The sequence below is a fragment of the Streptomyces sp. A5-4 genome (assembly GCF_051131715.1).
In the GTDB taxonomy this organism is placed as follows: domain Bacteria; phylum Actinomycetota; class Actinomycetes; order Streptomycetales; family Streptomycetaceae; genus Streptomyces.
This window is the reverse complement of record NZ_CP178591.1, coordinates 9117134-9129676: the sequence shown is the minus strand read 5'-3', so window position 1 is coordinate 9129676 and position 12543 is coordinate 9117134. Positions and strand designations below refer to the sequence as shown.

Annotated in this window: 18 protein-coding genes and 1 pseudogene; 1 reads left to right on the top strand and 18 read right to left on the bottom strand. The window is 71.4% G+C overall.

Translation table 11 applies throughout. The features are described from left to right. The first annotated feature begins 187 nt into the window (after nt 1–187). On the top strand, nt 188–631 hold the full coding sequence (locus tag ACLLJJ_RS42875) for a hypothetical protein (RefSeq protein ID WP_434600247.1): 444 nt from the start codon (nt 188–190) through the stop codon (nt 629–631). 627 nt (nt 632–1258) lie between these two features. Here ACLLJJ_RS42875 and ACLLJJ_RS42870 read toward each other — a convergent pair. The 18 genes and pseudogenes from ACLLJJ_RS42870 to ACLLJJ_RS42785 form a co-directional block, all read right to left on the bottom strand. Then, nucleotides 1259–1606, bottom strand: a complete 348-nt coding sequence (locus tag ACLLJJ_RS42870) for a hypothetical protein (RefSeq protein WP_434600246.1) — start codon at nt 1604–1606, stop codon at nt 1259–1261. Beyond that, nucleotides 1603–3432 (bottom strand): MobF family relaxase, encoded by a 1830-nt coding sequence (gene mobF / locus ACLLJJ_RS42865; RefSeq protein ID WP_434600245.1) that lies wholly within the window; start codon nt 3430–3432, stop codon nt 1603–1605. The genes ACLLJJ_RS42870 and mobF overlap by 4 nt, the downstream gene beginning before the upstream one ends. Nucleotides 3433–3875: 443 nt before the next feature. Then, nucleotides 3876–4661 carry a hypothetical protein gene (locus ACLLJJ_RS42860; RefSeq protein WP_434600244.1) on the bottom strand — a complete coding sequence of 262 codons (786 nt, stop codon included), beginning with the start codon at nt 4659–4661 and terminating at the stop codon, nt 3876–3878. Beyond that, on the bottom strand, nt 4661–5506 hold the full coding sequence (locus ACLLJJ_RS42855; RefSeq protein WP_434600243.1) for a ParA family protein: 846 nt from the start codon (nt 5504–5506) through the stop codon (nt 4661–4663). The genes ACLLJJ_RS42860 and ACLLJJ_RS42855 overlap by 1 nt, the downstream gene beginning before the upstream one ends. A gap of 293 nt (nt 5507–5799) precedes the next feature. Continuing rightward, complete coding sequence (locus ACLLJJ_RS42850; RefSeq protein WP_434600242.1) at nt 5800–6630, bottom strand: hypothetical protein; 831 nt, start codon at nt 6628–6630, stop codon at nt 5800–5802. Then, on the bottom strand, nt 6630–7454 hold the full coding sequence (locus tag ACLLJJ_RS42845; RefSeq protein ID WP_434600241.1) for an Lsr2 family DNA-binding protein: 825 nt from the start codon (nt 7452–7454) through the stop codon (nt 6630–6632). Before ACLLJJ_RS42845 ends, ACLLJJ_RS42850 begins: the two co-directional genes overlap by 1 nt. A gap of 10 nt (nt 7455–7464) precedes the next feature. Then, a complete protein-coding gene (locus tag ACLLJJ_RS42840; protein ID WP_434600239.1) occupies nt 7465–7641 on the bottom strand; it encodes a hypothetical protein in 177 nt (58 codons plus the stop codon). Between the two features lie 20 nt (nt 7642–7661). Further along, nucleotides 7662–7940 carry a hypothetical protein gene (locus ACLLJJ_RS42835; RefSeq protein WP_434600237.1) on the bottom strand — a complete coding sequence of 93 codons (279 nt, stop codon included), beginning with the start codon at nt 7938–7940 and terminating at the stop codon, nt 7662–7664. Then, on the bottom strand, nt 7937–8377 hold the full coding sequence (locus tag ACLLJJ_RS42830; protein ID WP_434600236.1) for a hypothetical protein: 441 nt from the start codon (nt 8375–8377) through the stop codon (nt 7937–7939). The genes ACLLJJ_RS42835 and ACLLJJ_RS42830 overlap by 4 nt, the downstream gene beginning before the upstream one ends. Beyond that, on the bottom strand, nt 8374–9051 hold the full coding sequence (locus ACLLJJ_RS42825) for a GGDEF domain-containing protein (protein ID WP_434600234.1): 678 nt from the start codon (nt 9049–9051) through the stop codon (nt 8374–8376). Before ACLLJJ_RS42825 ends, ACLLJJ_RS42830 begins: the two co-directional genes overlap by 4 nt. 86 nt (nt 9052–9137) lie before the next feature. Beyond that, complete coding sequence (locus ACLLJJ_RS42820) at nt 9138–9440, bottom strand: hypothetical protein (RefSeq protein ID WP_434600232.1); 303 nt, start codon at nt 9438–9440, stop codon at nt 9138–9140. A gap of 100 nt (nt 9441–9540) precedes the next feature. Then, nucleotides 9541–9849, bottom strand: coding sequence for a hypothetical protein (locus tag ACLLJJ_RS42815; protein WP_434600231.1), 309 nt, complete (start codon nt 9847–9849; stop codon nt 9541–9543). Nucleotides 9850–9863: 14 nt separating this feature from the next. Continuing rightward, nucleotides 9864–10064, bottom strand: a complete 201-nt coding sequence (locus ACLLJJ_RS42810; RefSeq protein WP_434600229.1) for a hypothetical protein — start codon at nt 10062–10064, stop codon at nt 9864–9866. After that, the gene (locus tag ACLLJJ_RS42805; RefSeq protein WP_434600227.1) at nt 10061–10327 is read right to left on the bottom strand and encodes a hypothetical protein; all 267 of its coding nucleotides are present in this window, start codon (nt 10325–10327) and stop codon (nt 10061–10063) included. Before ACLLJJ_RS42805 ends, ACLLJJ_RS42810 begins: the two co-directional genes overlap by 4 nt. After that, a complete protein-coding gene (locus ACLLJJ_RS42800) occupies nt 10324–10719 on the bottom strand; it encodes a hypothetical protein (protein WP_434600226.1) in 396 nt (131 codons plus the stop codon). Before ACLLJJ_RS42800 ends, ACLLJJ_RS42805 begins: the two co-directional genes overlap by 4 nt. Further along, on the bottom strand, nt 10719–11687 hold the full coding sequence (locus ACLLJJ_RS42795) for an AAA family ATPase (protein ID WP_434600225.1): 969 nt from the start codon (nt 11685–11687) through the stop codon (nt 10719–10721). Before ACLLJJ_RS42795 ends, ACLLJJ_RS42800 begins: the two co-directional genes overlap by 1 nt. Then, a pseudogene (locus ACLLJJ_RS42790) lies at nt 11684–12030 on the bottom strand (hypothetical protein). The gene ACLLJJ_RS42795 and the pseudogene ACLLJJ_RS42790 overlap by 4 nt, the downstream one beginning before the upstream one ends. Next, a complete protein-coding gene (locus ACLLJJ_RS42785; RefSeq protein WP_434600223.1) occupies nt 12027–12533 on the bottom strand; it encodes a hypothetical protein in 507 nt (168 codons plus the stop codon). The pseudogene ACLLJJ_RS42790 and the gene ACLLJJ_RS42785 overlap by 4 nt, the downstream one beginning before the upstream one ends. Nucleotides 12534–12543: the final 10 nt, after the last annotated feature.

Below are 12543 nucleotides of genomic sequence, written 5' to 3'. Positions count from 1 at the left end.
CCTCACGGGCCGGACTGCCCTCAGCTTCAATCACCTTGCTGCGACAAGGCGATGGCGGTGGTCTTTCACCTCCACTCGAACAACGTGCGCTTCACGGCGCACCCGGACTCTGTCCACAGGGCCGCAATTGGAGGCTCTTCTTGAGGCCGCCGCGATCAGCGGGGCGGCCCGTCGTTGAGGAGCTGTCATGCCCGAGAACACTGTCACCGCGCCGCTCGCCCCGATGACACCGGAGGACATCGCCGACGCCTTCGCCTACATCCGGGCGATGCAGGCCGACGACATCGACACCGCCTGCGCGGTCATCGACGGCATGGGCCCGGAGGTGCTCCGGATGCTCGTGGACGTCGCCGCGCGCATCTTCATCCCGATCACCGCAGTGGACGACCACGACGGGGAGCCCTGCGCGCATTCCTTCCTGGCCGCGGCGCTCGGGCGGCTTCTGCTGGAGCTCCTCTGCGACGGCGAGTGCCTGGCCGGTGCGCCGGGCATCGCCCAGACCATCGTCCGCTTCACCGAGAACATCCTCACCGAGGACCACGGCGACGTCGCCGACGTGCTCCGCCAGCTGGAGGCCGCCGGGATGAAGCAGGCGATGGAGGCGCACCCGGTGCGCCGCACCACCGTGTAGCGCGCGCCACCCGATGTCGGTGGCGTGCATCGTGCGCGCGCCACCGGCGGGAGGTGCGGTGCGCCCCGCGCGCCGCGCGTATCGAGCGCGCGCACCGCGTCACCATTCGCCGTCTGCAGGCGGGGGCGGACTCCTATATCACACACCCCCTTGACCGCGACCTGATCGGCGGCCGGGACCGGCTCTGACAAGGGGAAACACTCCGCTAGCGAACCTGGTCAAGGAGAAACGCGCGGCCTCCCAGAGCTGGACAAGGGGTCTCCGGCCGGCCGCTCGAAGCTGGACAAGGGGTAGGCGATCGGCGGTACGCACGATCTGGAAGGTGCGCTTCGCGCGCGGTGCGGCACATCGGATGCCCGACATCGCGATGCGCGCCGTGAGTGCCGGACATCGTGATGCGCGCGGCGCGGAACATCGAGTGCCGTGCATCGACATCGGGAGGCGCGCGCCGGGTGCGGTGCGGACATCGTGGCGCGCACGGGAGTGGAGCCCACCCGGTGGAATCCATCCGATGGGCTCCACTCTCCACTCGGTGGAGTCCACCCGATGCTCTGCATCCGATGCCGGGCATCGTCCACTGGATGCTGAACATCGTGCGGTGCACCCGGTGGACGATGCCCGGCATCGTCACCACAGCCAGGCACTGGAGTGCCGCACCCGGGACAGGGCGCGGGCATCGCGGCGCGCGGCCGCGTTGCCGATCCGGTTCTGCCGGGAACGGGGCCGGCGCGACTCCCCGGCCGCGAGGCGGCGCTTCCCGGCGTCCTGGAGCCGCCGCCGCTGCTTGTGCAGCTCCAGCTTCTTCGCCGCCTTCGACTTCGGTGTCCGGGTCCGCTTCCAGACCGGCTGCCACCCCGCGGGCTCATCGGGCTCGGGCTCCTGGTCCTCATCGAGCGCGGCCGCCATCTTCGCGCGGGACGCGTGGGCGCGGGCGAGGGCGTCCTGGGGGTTCGGCAGTTCTTCCGGGGTGCTCACGCGACTCCTCCTGCGGTTCGGCCCGGCGTGTGCTGGATGCCGGGCTGCTGGGTGTACGGCGCCGGGGCCGGCGCCGGGACGGGCTGTGGACGGAGGCCGTGGGCGACTTCGCGTGCCCGCTTGCTGTCCTGGAGCGTGGCCGCCAACTTCGCGGCGGCGGCTTCCATGGTCTGGCGGGTCCGCTCCACCGCGTCGACGCCGGTCTCCGGCTCCAGGAGACGGCCGGCCTTCGGGCCGGTGTGGAACGGCCGCGGGTGCGACCTCGAGGCGGCGGGCACAGCGACGGCGTACGGACGGGATCGGGAGCCCAGGCGCTCCGCACGTCGCGCCGCGTTGACCCGGGCGGCCAGGGCACCGGCAGCGAGGCGGGCCCGCTCGTACGGGGGCGCGGTGCGCTTGCGGGTCAGCGGGCGCAGCACGGCCTGGTCGTCGGTGTCGCGCGGGTACAGGGTGCGCAGGTCGGCGGTCATCGACCGGCCCCGGCCGACGGGGCGGGTGTAGTCGTCGACGGCCGTCTGCACGATCTGTTCATCCAGGCCCGCCTGGTGGGGTCGGCCGCGCAGGACGTAGGAGAGGTGGCGTCGGGCTTCGGCGAGCAGGTGGTGCCGTTTGAACGCCCCGCGCATCACGTACACCACGGCGACGACGTCGACGGCGGCCAGGACGACGTCGACCACCGGCCGTACCCGCGCCCACACCGCCGCGGCTGCCGCCCGTGCCCGCTCCGCGAGCCGGTCGATGACGTCGGCGCCGAACCTGCGGACCGCCGACTCCCGCCAGCTCTCGCGCAGCTCGGACAGCGACCGCAGCTCTTTGCGCTTGGGCGGGCGTGTCCGGTCGGCGGCCTTGCAGGCCAGTGCGTAGCCGGCCCGCTCCCCCGGCACATGCCCGTGCTTCTCCTCGTACTTGGCCGTCAGGACGGACAGCGCGTCCTCGATCTGCTGGCGGCGGGTCGACTGCCAGCCGATGAGCCGCTGGTCGATGCCCGCGATCTCCATGACGGGCCGGTGGCCGGGGGTCACCTCGCGGGGCTCCCAGGCCCACCCGAGCCGGGCGGACACCTCCTCCATGAAGAACAGGAGGTAGAGAGTGTCGGCCGCGACGATGTGGGCCAGCAGCGTGTCCGCCGACAGGTTCCCCCACGTTCCCTCATCGTCCGGCCGCCGGGCGCGGATCGACACCACCGCATGATCGTGAAGCAGCGGCTTCGATTCCGTGGCTCTGGACTCGTAGTGCCGGAACACTGCGACGATCAGCCCGCCGTCCCGGATCGGCTTGCGGCGCTTGCCGCCGCTCCCCGACCGGATCTGCGCGACCGACTCCCCCACCCACGCCAGCGTCTTGTCCACGGAGATGTCCTGGCACAGCTCCAGTACCCGACGGGTCTCGTCATCCATCAGCGCAAACGCGATGTGGGCCGTCGGCGGCGGCCGGAACGTGAGGTCCATGCCCAGCCAGGGCTTCCGCTCCTTGGCCTTCTTCGTCTTCGGCGACCGGTTGTGCTCGATGGGCCTGCCCAGCACCGTCGCCCGCCGGGCCTTCGCCGGATCGTCGCCAGCCTCCAGGCGCTCGCGCTCGATCCGGTCGGCGTCCGGGTGCCGGCCTTCCCCCAGGAGCAGTTCGGCCTGCCGCTCGCTCACCACGTCCCCGGCCGTGAGGCCGACCGCGGCCAGGCCCCGGCCCCGCCAGATCCCAGGCGGGACTCCGGCCTCGTTCTGGGCGTCGTGCAGCGCCGTGCCCGCGGGGCGGTGGCCGTCGCCGACCATCACGCCGCGGAAGAGGTATCGCACCCCGTCACCCGGGCGGAGCGCCGCTTGGCTGATCATCGGCCCATGGAACACCCGGGTTGACCTGCATAAAAGCGCGATCCGGGGTCCTTCCCGCCGGGCGGGAGGCCATCACCAAGTCTTTACCGGAGCGCCCGCCAGGCGGGCCGCCGCAGCAGCCCGAGACGGTAAGCCGGCGCCGGGTGCACAGTCCGCCGCATGACCTATGAACTGTTCCACGGAGACCTCTGCCCGCTGTGCCTACGTCCCCTCACGCTGCGGGAGACCGTCGAGGTCCGATCACATCAGCGGCTTCAGCCCACGCGGACCTCAACGGTTCCTCACTGCTACCCCTGCGCTGGCGATATGGCCCGAGCGCAGGAGTGGGCGGACATGATGCACGCCCGCTACGAGAGTTGACCGTGCCGTGCGAATACTGCGCACCCGAACACACAGCAGGGCCAGTTTCCCAAATTTGGGAAACTGGCCCTGGGACCTCAGCACTACTGGGGGGCGGCCTTCGTCACCGTGGACGCCCAGGAAGCGATCTCCTCAGCAAGACGGCGGGTCTCTTCCGGGTTCTCCTCGAACGCCTTCTTCACCAGTCCTCGAGTCAGGTGCTTCTTGGCGAGGGCCACGGCGTTCTCCAGCTGTCCCAGCGCGCTCGGCGTGGTGGCCGGGTGGTTGGTGCTGCTGAGCACCTCGCCCTGGATGGCCTTCTTCGGGTTGCCGTACCCGAGATCGTCGACGGCTGCCTTGAGGGCCGCCGCAGTGGGCTGTCCGTTTCTCTTGTCGGACTTTCCCCAGGCTTCGCTGACGGCTTCCAGGCCGTTGTGTCGAAGCACTGGCGCGAGGACCTGGACGTGCCCGGTGTTGGCGCTCGCTCCTTCCGGGAGCGCCTTCTGCACCTTGGCCGTGGCGACCAGGAGGTAGCCGTGAGTGGAGGAGTAGTCCCACCGACGCTTCACGTAGTCGACGAAGTTCTCGTACTCCGGACGCCATAGTTCGTCGTCATGGATGAGCGCCAGGGCGGGGCCGGCCTCCCGGCTGAACTTGTCCTTCGCTTGCCGAACGGTGAGTTCCGCATTGTCTTGAGCCTTGCCGATGATGCCTTCCAGCACAGCCAGGCGTTCGACGGCGGTGCCCTCATGTGCGGCGCGCGGCAGCGGGACGAGACTGGCAGGTGTGTCAGCAGGATCGGCTCGGTCCGCGGCCTTCTGGAGGCCACCGCGTCCAGCCTTCGCGGGGGGTGCAGAAGCTGCGGCCTTCTGGAGCAGTTTGGAAGCCATCAGGCGCCCTTCGGTGTGAGTACGTGGTCCAGGATCTGCCCGTACCAGCCGCGGAGCTTCTTGGCCTCGCGGCCGGGAGCGGCGGTGATCGGCGTGCAGGCGACCCGGCACTCCTCCCGTACGGAGTAGCTGACGATTCCCGGGTAATGCCCCTCATCAGCTGTGAGGTGTTCGAGCACCTTGTCGCCGAAGGTTTCCACGAGCTGCCCGTTGACGAAGTGATTGACGGCGCGCATGTCGTCCTTCTTCGGCAGGATGCTCCTCACCACCCCGGCGATCTCCAGCCCCTCGTTCATCCCGCTGCCGGGCGCGCTGACGAACCGGATGGTGCGGAGCGCCTGCTCGGCTCCGAGTCGGCCATCGGCGGTCAGGGTGGCTGGGATGAGGACCTTCTTCGCTGCGATGAGCGCACAGGTGGCGAGCTTTCCGCCCGCTCGCGGCGGTACGTCCATCACGGCGAGGTCGATCTCTCCTTCTAGCCCTTCCAGGGCCCGGCGCAGCCGTGCCTCGAACATGGTGGAGTCGGTCTCGCGGCGGCCGAGGGGGCGTTCGGAGGGAAGCACCCAGACGTTGGAGGGCCAACCCTCGCCCGCCCGCACGATCGCGTCGTGGATCAGTTCGGCCGGGTCGCCAGGAGGCGTGTCGGCCTCGGGGTCGATGTAGAGGAGGTCGTTGAGCGTGAAGCGCGGGTCCTTGACTCCGAGTTCTTCGGTGAGCGTGGCCCGGGGATCGAGGTCGACGGCGAGTACGTTCAATCCGCGTTCAGCAGCTTCGGCCACCATGCCTGCGGAGTTGCTCGTCTTCCCGACGCCCCCCTTCTCCGAGTAGTTCGCGACTGCGTCCACGCCAACCTCCACCTATACGTTCACTTCCGCGCCGGATCGTCGCTGCTCAGGCACCCTCCAGGCAAATCACATGGTGGGAGGCGTGGCGTTGACCTGCGCCTACGGGAGGCAGCGTAGCGGTCCCTGTTTCCCAAATTTGGGAAACGGTCGTGACGTCACCCGGCCTCCGGGCCGTAAAACACAAAAGGCCCGTACCTCCTGCTGCGGCATTCGCAGGGGGTACGGGCCTCGGGGTGTTCGGGGGCGTCAGGCCGCCCAGGTCGCGGGTGCGCCGGGGATGGGGAGGGCGGCGGTCATGCGCTCACCCCCGCGACGGCGGCGTCCAGGAGCGCCGCGGCGTCGGCCTCGTACGGGTCGGCGAACAGCTGGTGGTCGCCGACGTCGAACGGCGCGTACCGCGCGGAGACGCGGTAGCCGGGCACGATGGTGGTCTCCCGTCCGTCCAGCGCGGCGGTGAGCCGGACGTAGTCCTGCTGGGCGTGGCGGGTCTGGGTGTACGGGCCGAGGCGCAGCAAGGTGAAGCCGTCGCGGCTGTCGTCGCGGCTGCGGGCCTCGATGTAGAGGGCGTAGTGCGCGAGGTCCATGCCGATGTCGTCGGGCAGGGGGAGGTTCGCGGCGGCGTGGGTGAGCATCGCGTAGCCCGGCTGCCAGGTGCCGAGGATCGCGGTGGTCTCGCAGCGCAGCCAGCCGCGTTCGGTGTAGCCGAGCTGGCGGCCGTGGAGGTAGGCGGCGGCGTGCGGGGTGTCGGGGTGGACCAGGGCAACGGCGATCATCTCGGGGCCGTAGTCGTCTCCGGGCCGGGGGTGAGCCCGTTCGACGAACGGCCCGATGCGCACGGCGACGTCCAGGGACCGGCCGGGCGTCCAGGGCTCCGGATTGCGTACCGCGGCGAGCATCGCGCGGAACCCGTCGACAACGGCCTGATCCTCGGGCTCGCCGGGCTGTATCTCGGTGAGCAGTGCGTCGGCGATGCGGGGCTCTTCGGTCGTGCAGGAGAACACCGTGTCGTCGGCGGGGTCGTCGGTGGGTGAGGAGATCAGCTCGAACTGGGCGGTTCCCGGCCGGGCGCCGGGGGTGGGGACGGTGTAGAGGAAGCCGTCGATGGTGGAGGGCTTGGTGTCCATCAGCTCGCCTCCGCCAGGGTGGTGGTGCGGTGGGCGGCGTCGTACGCGTCCAGGACGGCCTTGGCGGGGTTGCCCGTGTCGGCGACCTGGTGGCCGCCTGCGCGCGCCCACGTCCGGATCGCGGCCAGTTGCTCCTTGCTGCGCTTGGTGCCGGTGGTCGGCGCGGGTGCTGCGGCGGGCGCCGTGGGACGGCCGCCGGCCTTCACCGTGCGCAGCGTTTCCTGTGCCTGTTCCAGTTCTGCCTTGAGCTTGGCGACGCGCTCTTCGGCCTCGCGCTGGGCGTCGTCGCTCTCGCGCCGTGCGGTCAGCTCGGAGAGGTCGCTGCGGATGCGGGCGGCCTTGTTGCGGATGACGGCGGCCGGGTGGTCCTTCGCCCAGGAGAGCATGGCCTCGATCCCGTCGCTGTCCATCGGACCGTCGGACGCGGGGCCGGCCGCCTGAGGGGCGTCGGTGCCGGTGTCCGGGGTGGAGGCGTCGGTGTGCTGGAGGGCTTCGGCCAGTTCACCCTCCGACAGTCCGAGGGTCTCGCGGACGTGGGCGGGGCTGTCGCCGTTGTTCAGCATGGAGGCGGCGGTGGCGGTGAAGGCGTTGGCGGGCATCGTGTCTCCGGTCGTCGGGGTGTCGGGGGCGTTCAGGTGGGGGAGCAGGGTGACGAGGTCGTCCTCGCCGCAGGGCAGCCCGAGCGCGCCCAGGAGGTCGGCGAGGTCGTCCTTGTCGCGGGCCTGGTGGGCGACCACCAGGGAGGCGGCGGCACTCTGGCCGCCGCTTGTGGGGGTGAGTTCGAGGGCCTCCGCTTCGAGGGCCTCTTTCATGTCGGTGAACACGGCGGCTCCTCTACGCGGTGCTGGCGCGGGGCGTGCGCTGGGCGAGCAGCAGGAGCTCGCAGTTGCGCTTCTTCTGGGCGTCGGTGAGCGGCCGGGCCTTCGCGCCGTGGCGGTGCCAGAGCGGGGAAGCGGGCGGCTCGGGATAGGCGAGGGTGGGATCGACGTCGTCCTGCGGAGTGCTGCTCATGGGAGCCTCCGGGTGGGATGTCAGGAGTGGTTGTCGTCGCGCCGGCGCTTGGGCTGGGTGTCGGAGGCGAACCTCCCGAGACGGGCCTCGGTCGGGTTGGCAGCGATCCAGGATTCGGCGCAGAACTTGTGAGAGGGCTCCCCTGCGTGGGAGCGCAGCGGTGTGGGCTTCTCGCACAAGGCGCAGGGGCGGTGCTGCCAGCGGTCGTAGTGCCGGGCATCGCGCCAGTCCAGGAGGCCGCCGGGGAGCGGGATCAGGCCCGGCTCCCACAGCGGTTCCCTGGCTCGCTTGCGGGTCACGGCCGCAGGTCGGGCAACTGCTGGAGCACCTGCTCCAACAGGTCCGGTGTCGGCTTCCAGGGACCGAGCTGCCCGCCGATGGGGACGGGTAGGGCGAGCTCCTGGACGTCGGTGAGCACCAGGTGCCACGCCTCGGGCTGCGCCCACTCGGTACAGGGCGGGGAGCCGTCGGGGTCCTGGTGGCAGTCGGTGATGCGCGCGACGCCGACCACGGCGCCGGTCACCAGTTCGCGGCTGCGGATCGTGCGGGCGACCAGCGGCAGGCGCAGGGCGGGCCGGTCGGTCTGCAGGCCCGCGTGCAGGAGCACCCAGCCGGGCCGCCACGGCCGGGGCCGGTTCTCGATCGTCTTCGCGCCGGTCAGGATCGCGGTGGTCCACGGCTGCCGGATGCTGATGCCGCGGATCCAGTCGCCCTCGGGCAGGGTCGTGGCGCTCACGCGGCTCGCCCCCACACGCTGGTTCCCGGACGTCCGGCCCGGCGGCCGTTGATGGACGGCACCGTGATGTGCTGCGCCGTCGCGAGGACTGCCCGGCCGGAGTGCTTGCCGTCGTAGAGAGCGGCATCGGCGGCCCTCTGCAACACGGTCAGGTCGCGGGAGCCGACCGAGGCCGGGGCCGCGGCGCCGACCGACGCGGCGACATCGACGGTGGTCCCGTCGTCCAGGACGACGGGCGTGCACAGCATCCGGACCAGCTGCTCCAGGCGCTGCGCGCGGTTGCCCGCGGCCAGCTCCAGGACCACGGCGAACTCATCGCCTCCGAGCCTGCCCACGGCGGCGCGCGGGCCCGCCCATGCGGTGAGCCTGGCGCCGAACGACGCGAGGACGGTGTCACCCGCCGCGTGTCCCAGGCCGTCGTTGATCTGCTTGAACCTGTCGGCGTCGACCATGACCACGGCCGTGTCATCGCCGTGGCGGGCCAGGAGCCGGCGGGCGCGGGCGGTGTAGGCGTCGCGGCGCAAGAGCCCGGTCAGCGGGTCCTTCTTCGTGGCAGCGAGCTTCTTGTGCAGCGCGACGGCGTGCACCACCCAGCCGGTCAGCGGCACGGCGGCTGTGGTGATCAGAAGGGTGCGCGGGCCGAACCGGCCCGAAGCGTGCAGGACGGAGTCCATACTGAGGTCTCCCTCTCGTCTCGTACGGGATGGGTGGCCCGGGGCAGCCGTCAGCCGGCAAGCAGGGCGGCTGTCCCGGGGCGGAGCTACAACTCGAAGGTGCTGGGCTTGGTCCAGCGGTAGGGGTTCGTCCAGCGGCCGGCGGTCGCGGCGGGCCAGTCGAGTTCCCAGCCGGGCCGGACTCCGCAGGCGCCCCAGCCGTCCGGCCGTCCGTGCGGGATCTCGCGTCCGGCCTCCTGTGCGGCGCGTGCCGCGTCGTAGACCTCGTGCGCGATCCGTACGGCGGCGCTGCGGCTGTCGGCCCGGCCGGTGAAGACATGCAGACCGTGCAGGCCGGGTGCCTCGGTGCTGCGTATCGGGACATCCACCTCGAAGTAGGGCAGCGGCACGTCCGTCTCCTCTCTGTGTTGAGGGGCCACCGCGACCGCCCCGGGCCCCGCGAGTGCGGGGCCCGGGGCGGCACGGAGTGCGCTCAACTCAGGCGCAGGTTCAGCTGGCTGTCCCGATGCCGTCGCGCAAGTGGGTCCGCGCACGGGCCAGGAGCGCGGGCTGATCGGCGTCGGGCTCGGTCAGCGCGTCGGTGAGGTAGGTGGCGGCGCAGTCCAGGTCCTCGCTGGCGTCCTGGAAGTGGCCGAGGCGGGACTCGGCGAGGACATCGCGGACCTCTTCGACCAGGTCGATGAATCGGGTCGGGGTGAGGCTGCGCGGCGGTTCGCTGCCGATGAGGGCGGCGAGGTCTGCGGTGAAGCAGGTGTCGAGCGCGGCGAAGGTGTCGGCCTTGGTCAGAACAGCAGCCATGAGGTTTCCCCTTGTCAGAAGTCGAGCCGGACCGTGATCGGGATACGGGAGTCACCGGCGTTGGTGTGGACGGTGCGGCGGTGCGCGGTGAGGCCGGCGCCCCCGCCCTGGATGGGCAGATGGCACTCGGGGCAGCCGAGGGACCAGTCGTCCCCGGCCGGGAGGTCGGCCGGGGTGAGCGGGTGCGGGTGCGGGCGCCTCGCGGCGCGGCTCACCGGCCCTCGCCTCCGGCCGGCTGCCGGTCGGCGAGGGCCAGGAGCTCCGCGGCGAGTTCCGGCGCGGCCAGGATGGTGCGCAGGATCGAGATGAGGCCGTCGCGCTCGATGGAGTTGAGGCGGTCCCACACGGCGTGGGCGTCACCGTGAACTCCGACAGCCTTGAGGTAGTCGGTCTCGGTGGCGGCGGTTTGCTCGGTGCCGCACCTGCCGCACCGGAAGGCGGCCTGGTCCCACCCGCACGCGGGGGTCGTGGTCGTCATCCGCTGATCGCCTCCCGGGAACTGCTGACATATCGGATGGCGCTGGCGACGTAGCCGGTGTCCATGAGGCTTCCGGCGTCGTCGATCCGGTCTCGCAGCTCGTCCATCTGCGCCCAAGCTCGCTGGAGCTGCTGGGTCAGCCACTTCGTGTCGCCGGTGGCGTCATCGAGTTTGGCTTCTATGGCGGCCAGGCGACCGGTGTCGGGCTTGCCCGCAGCCAGGTAGCTGTCGATCCGCCGGACTTCGTCGGCGGTGAACTGCTCAGCGTTCCGCCGGTCCGCTTCCGCCTGCGGGTCGTCGCTGTAGCGGGCCATCCCTCGGAGCCAGACGGCTTCACGGGCGAGCTGCCAGTCCGTCCAGTCAGCCTTGTCGCTGTGCTGGCGGAAGTTCATCAGCGGATCGCCTCCATCCCCTGCGCCTCCAGGTCGGCGCGGCCTACAGGGTCGTCGTCCTGGTCGTCGGCCTCCTGGTCGACGTCGTCGAACCCGCCGTGGACGGTGCAGACGATGTCCGGGTCGGTGTCCAGCTCTCCGCTGAGCGCGCGGGACAGGCAGCTGATGCTGTAGGCCGGGGCCCACGCGTAGCCTCCGCACTCGGGGTCGAACGGGCAGGGCACCATGACGTCGAAGCCGACATCGCCCTCTCCGTCGACGTCCGTGCGCAGCGCGAGGGTGAGGTACTGCTGACCGAGGCGGATCTCCGCGACCCGGTCACCGCCCGCGACGTCGGAGCCGGGGTTCCACCGCCACATGGGCAGGATCTCCGGGCCGAAGAACCGGCGGGGCAGGAGCAGGCCGCCCAGGCCGTCGCCGCCGTCCAGGCCGAGGTCGGCGTTGCGGGCCTCGCTCAGGCGCCGCAGGTACGGCTCCAGTCGGTACAGGTTGCTGGCAAACACGACCTCGTTGAAGCCCTCCGCCGCGAGGCTCGGGTGGCAGTGGGCCATCGCCTTGTGCTGCGCGCGGACGACGTCGTCCGGCACGGTCCGGTTGGCCGGGCGCGGGCCCTGCCGCTCCACGCACACGTCGGCCGGGGTCGCGACGATGACCGCGATGGCGGGCATGCCGTGGCGCTTGGCGGCGGCGACCAGAGGAGCCCTGGCCGCCCAGTCCGTGTTCGTGCTGTCCACCACGGTGTTGCGCTTGCGGGCCATCCGGCGCTCCAGCAGCAGGTGCAGGGCGTCGACGGCATCGCCGGTGGCGTCCTGGTCGCCGCAGTCGTCCGCGACCGCGCCGCGCAGAGCATCGAGCGAGAGGACCTGGGACGCGGGCCAGGTGCCGGCCAGCGTGGACTTGCCCGCGCCGGAAGCGCCGATGAGCACCACCAGGCCGTTCGGCAGCGCGGGGAAGTTCAGCGAGGTCATTCGGGATCTCCTTGCGGGTCAAGGGAGCGGGCGGCCCAGATGAGGCGCATCCCGGCGTGGTCGGTGACGAGTGCGGCGGCCTCGTGCAGCGGGCACGAGGCGTCGCCGTCCCGGTCGGGTTCGTCTGCTCGGCTCGCTGCGCGGCGATGGTGAGCAGCTGCGCGAGGGATGCCATGAGCCCGCCGGGCGGGTCGGTGTCCTCCCACAGTTCGCGCAGGATCGCGGCAAGCTCCGCCGCGTCGACGGTGCCGGTGAGGTCGTCCTCGATCTGCTGGAGGGCGAGCTGGGCGATGCCGACGGAGGCGCGGACGCGGTCAATGCGCGTGCGGGGGAGCGCGGTCACCGGGCGGTCGCCTTCGTGGTGGCGATCAGGGCCGTGACCGTCTCCCAGCCGTGGTGCCAAGCGGAGTCGAGGCAGTACGCGCCATTAAGTCCGTGGTCAGCCAGGCGCCAGAAGTTGCCCTTGCCGGTCTTCGTGGCGAGCGTCTCCAGCAGGCCCCCGGGCACCCTGCGGTCCGCGGCGTAATGGGTGGCGAAGGACAGGGCGAGCGCGGCCGCGGCGGCGCCGGGGTGCAGCCGGATGCCCAGGACCCGCGCGCCGGCCCCGACCGCGAGGGCCTGGGTGGCGGTGTAGGTCAGGCAGTGCCAGGCACATGCCTTGATGCCGTCGGCCGTGCCGTGGACGGTCGCTTCGGCGTCCGGTTCACCGGTGGTGAAGTGGACGGGCTTGGCGTCGGTGGCGCCCTTGACCCGGGCGCAGTAGTCACTCTGAACGAAATGATCACCGACGTTCGAACCTGCGCGGCCCAGGCCGAGGACAGCGGCGAAGATGGCGGGACGATGCATGCTGGAGTTC

Excerpts from the sequence above, each read along its gene's own strand:
- ACLLJJ_RS42860 (WP_434600244.1), bottom strand. The coding sequence starts at position 4,661 with ATGGCTTCCAAACTGCTCCAGAAGGCCGCAGCTTCTGCACCCCCCGCG.
- ACLLJJ_RS42840 (WP_434600239.1), bottom strand. The coding sequence starts at position 7,641 with ATGAGCAGCACTCCGCAGGACGACGTCGATCCCACCCTCGCCTATCCC.
- ACLLJJ_RS42825 (WP_434600234.1), bottom strand. The coding sequence starts at position 9,051 with ATGGACTCCGTCCTGCACGCTTCGGGCCGGTTCGGCCCGCGCACCCTT.
- ACLLJJ_RS42875 (WP_434600247.1), top strand. The coding sequence starts at position 188 with ATGCCCGAGAACACTGTCACCGCGCCGCTCGCCCCGATGACACCGGAG.
- ACLLJJ_RS42850 (WP_434600242.1), bottom strand. The coding sequence starts at position 6,630 with ATGGACACCAAGCCCTCCACCATCGACGGCTTCCTCTACACCGTCCCC.
- ACLLJJ_RS42785 (WP_434600223.1), bottom strand. The coding sequence starts at position 12,533 with ATGCATCGTCCCGCCATCTTCGCCGCTGTCCTCGGCCTGGGCCGCGCA.
- ACLLJJ_RS42800 (WP_434600226.1), bottom strand. The coding sequence starts at position 10,719 with ATGAACTTCCGCCAGCACAGCGACAAGGCTGACTGGACGGACTGGCAG.
- ACLLJJ_RS42815 (WP_434600231.1), bottom strand. The coding sequence starts at position 9,849 with ATGGCTGCTGTTCTGACCAAGGCCGACACCTTCGCCGCGCTCGACACC.
- ACLLJJ_RS42805 (WP_434600227.1), bottom strand. The coding sequence starts at position 10,327 with ATGACGACCACGACCCCCGCGTGCGGGTGGGACCAGGCCGCCTTCCGG.
- mobF (WP_434600245.1), bottom strand. The coding sequence starts at position 3,432 with ATGATCAGCCAAGCGGCGCTCCGCCCGGGTGACGGGGTGCGATACCTC.
- ACLLJJ_RS42795 (WP_434600225.1), bottom strand. The coding sequence starts at position 11,687 with ATGACCTCGCTGAACTTCCCCGCGCTGCCGAACGGCCTGGTGGTGCTC.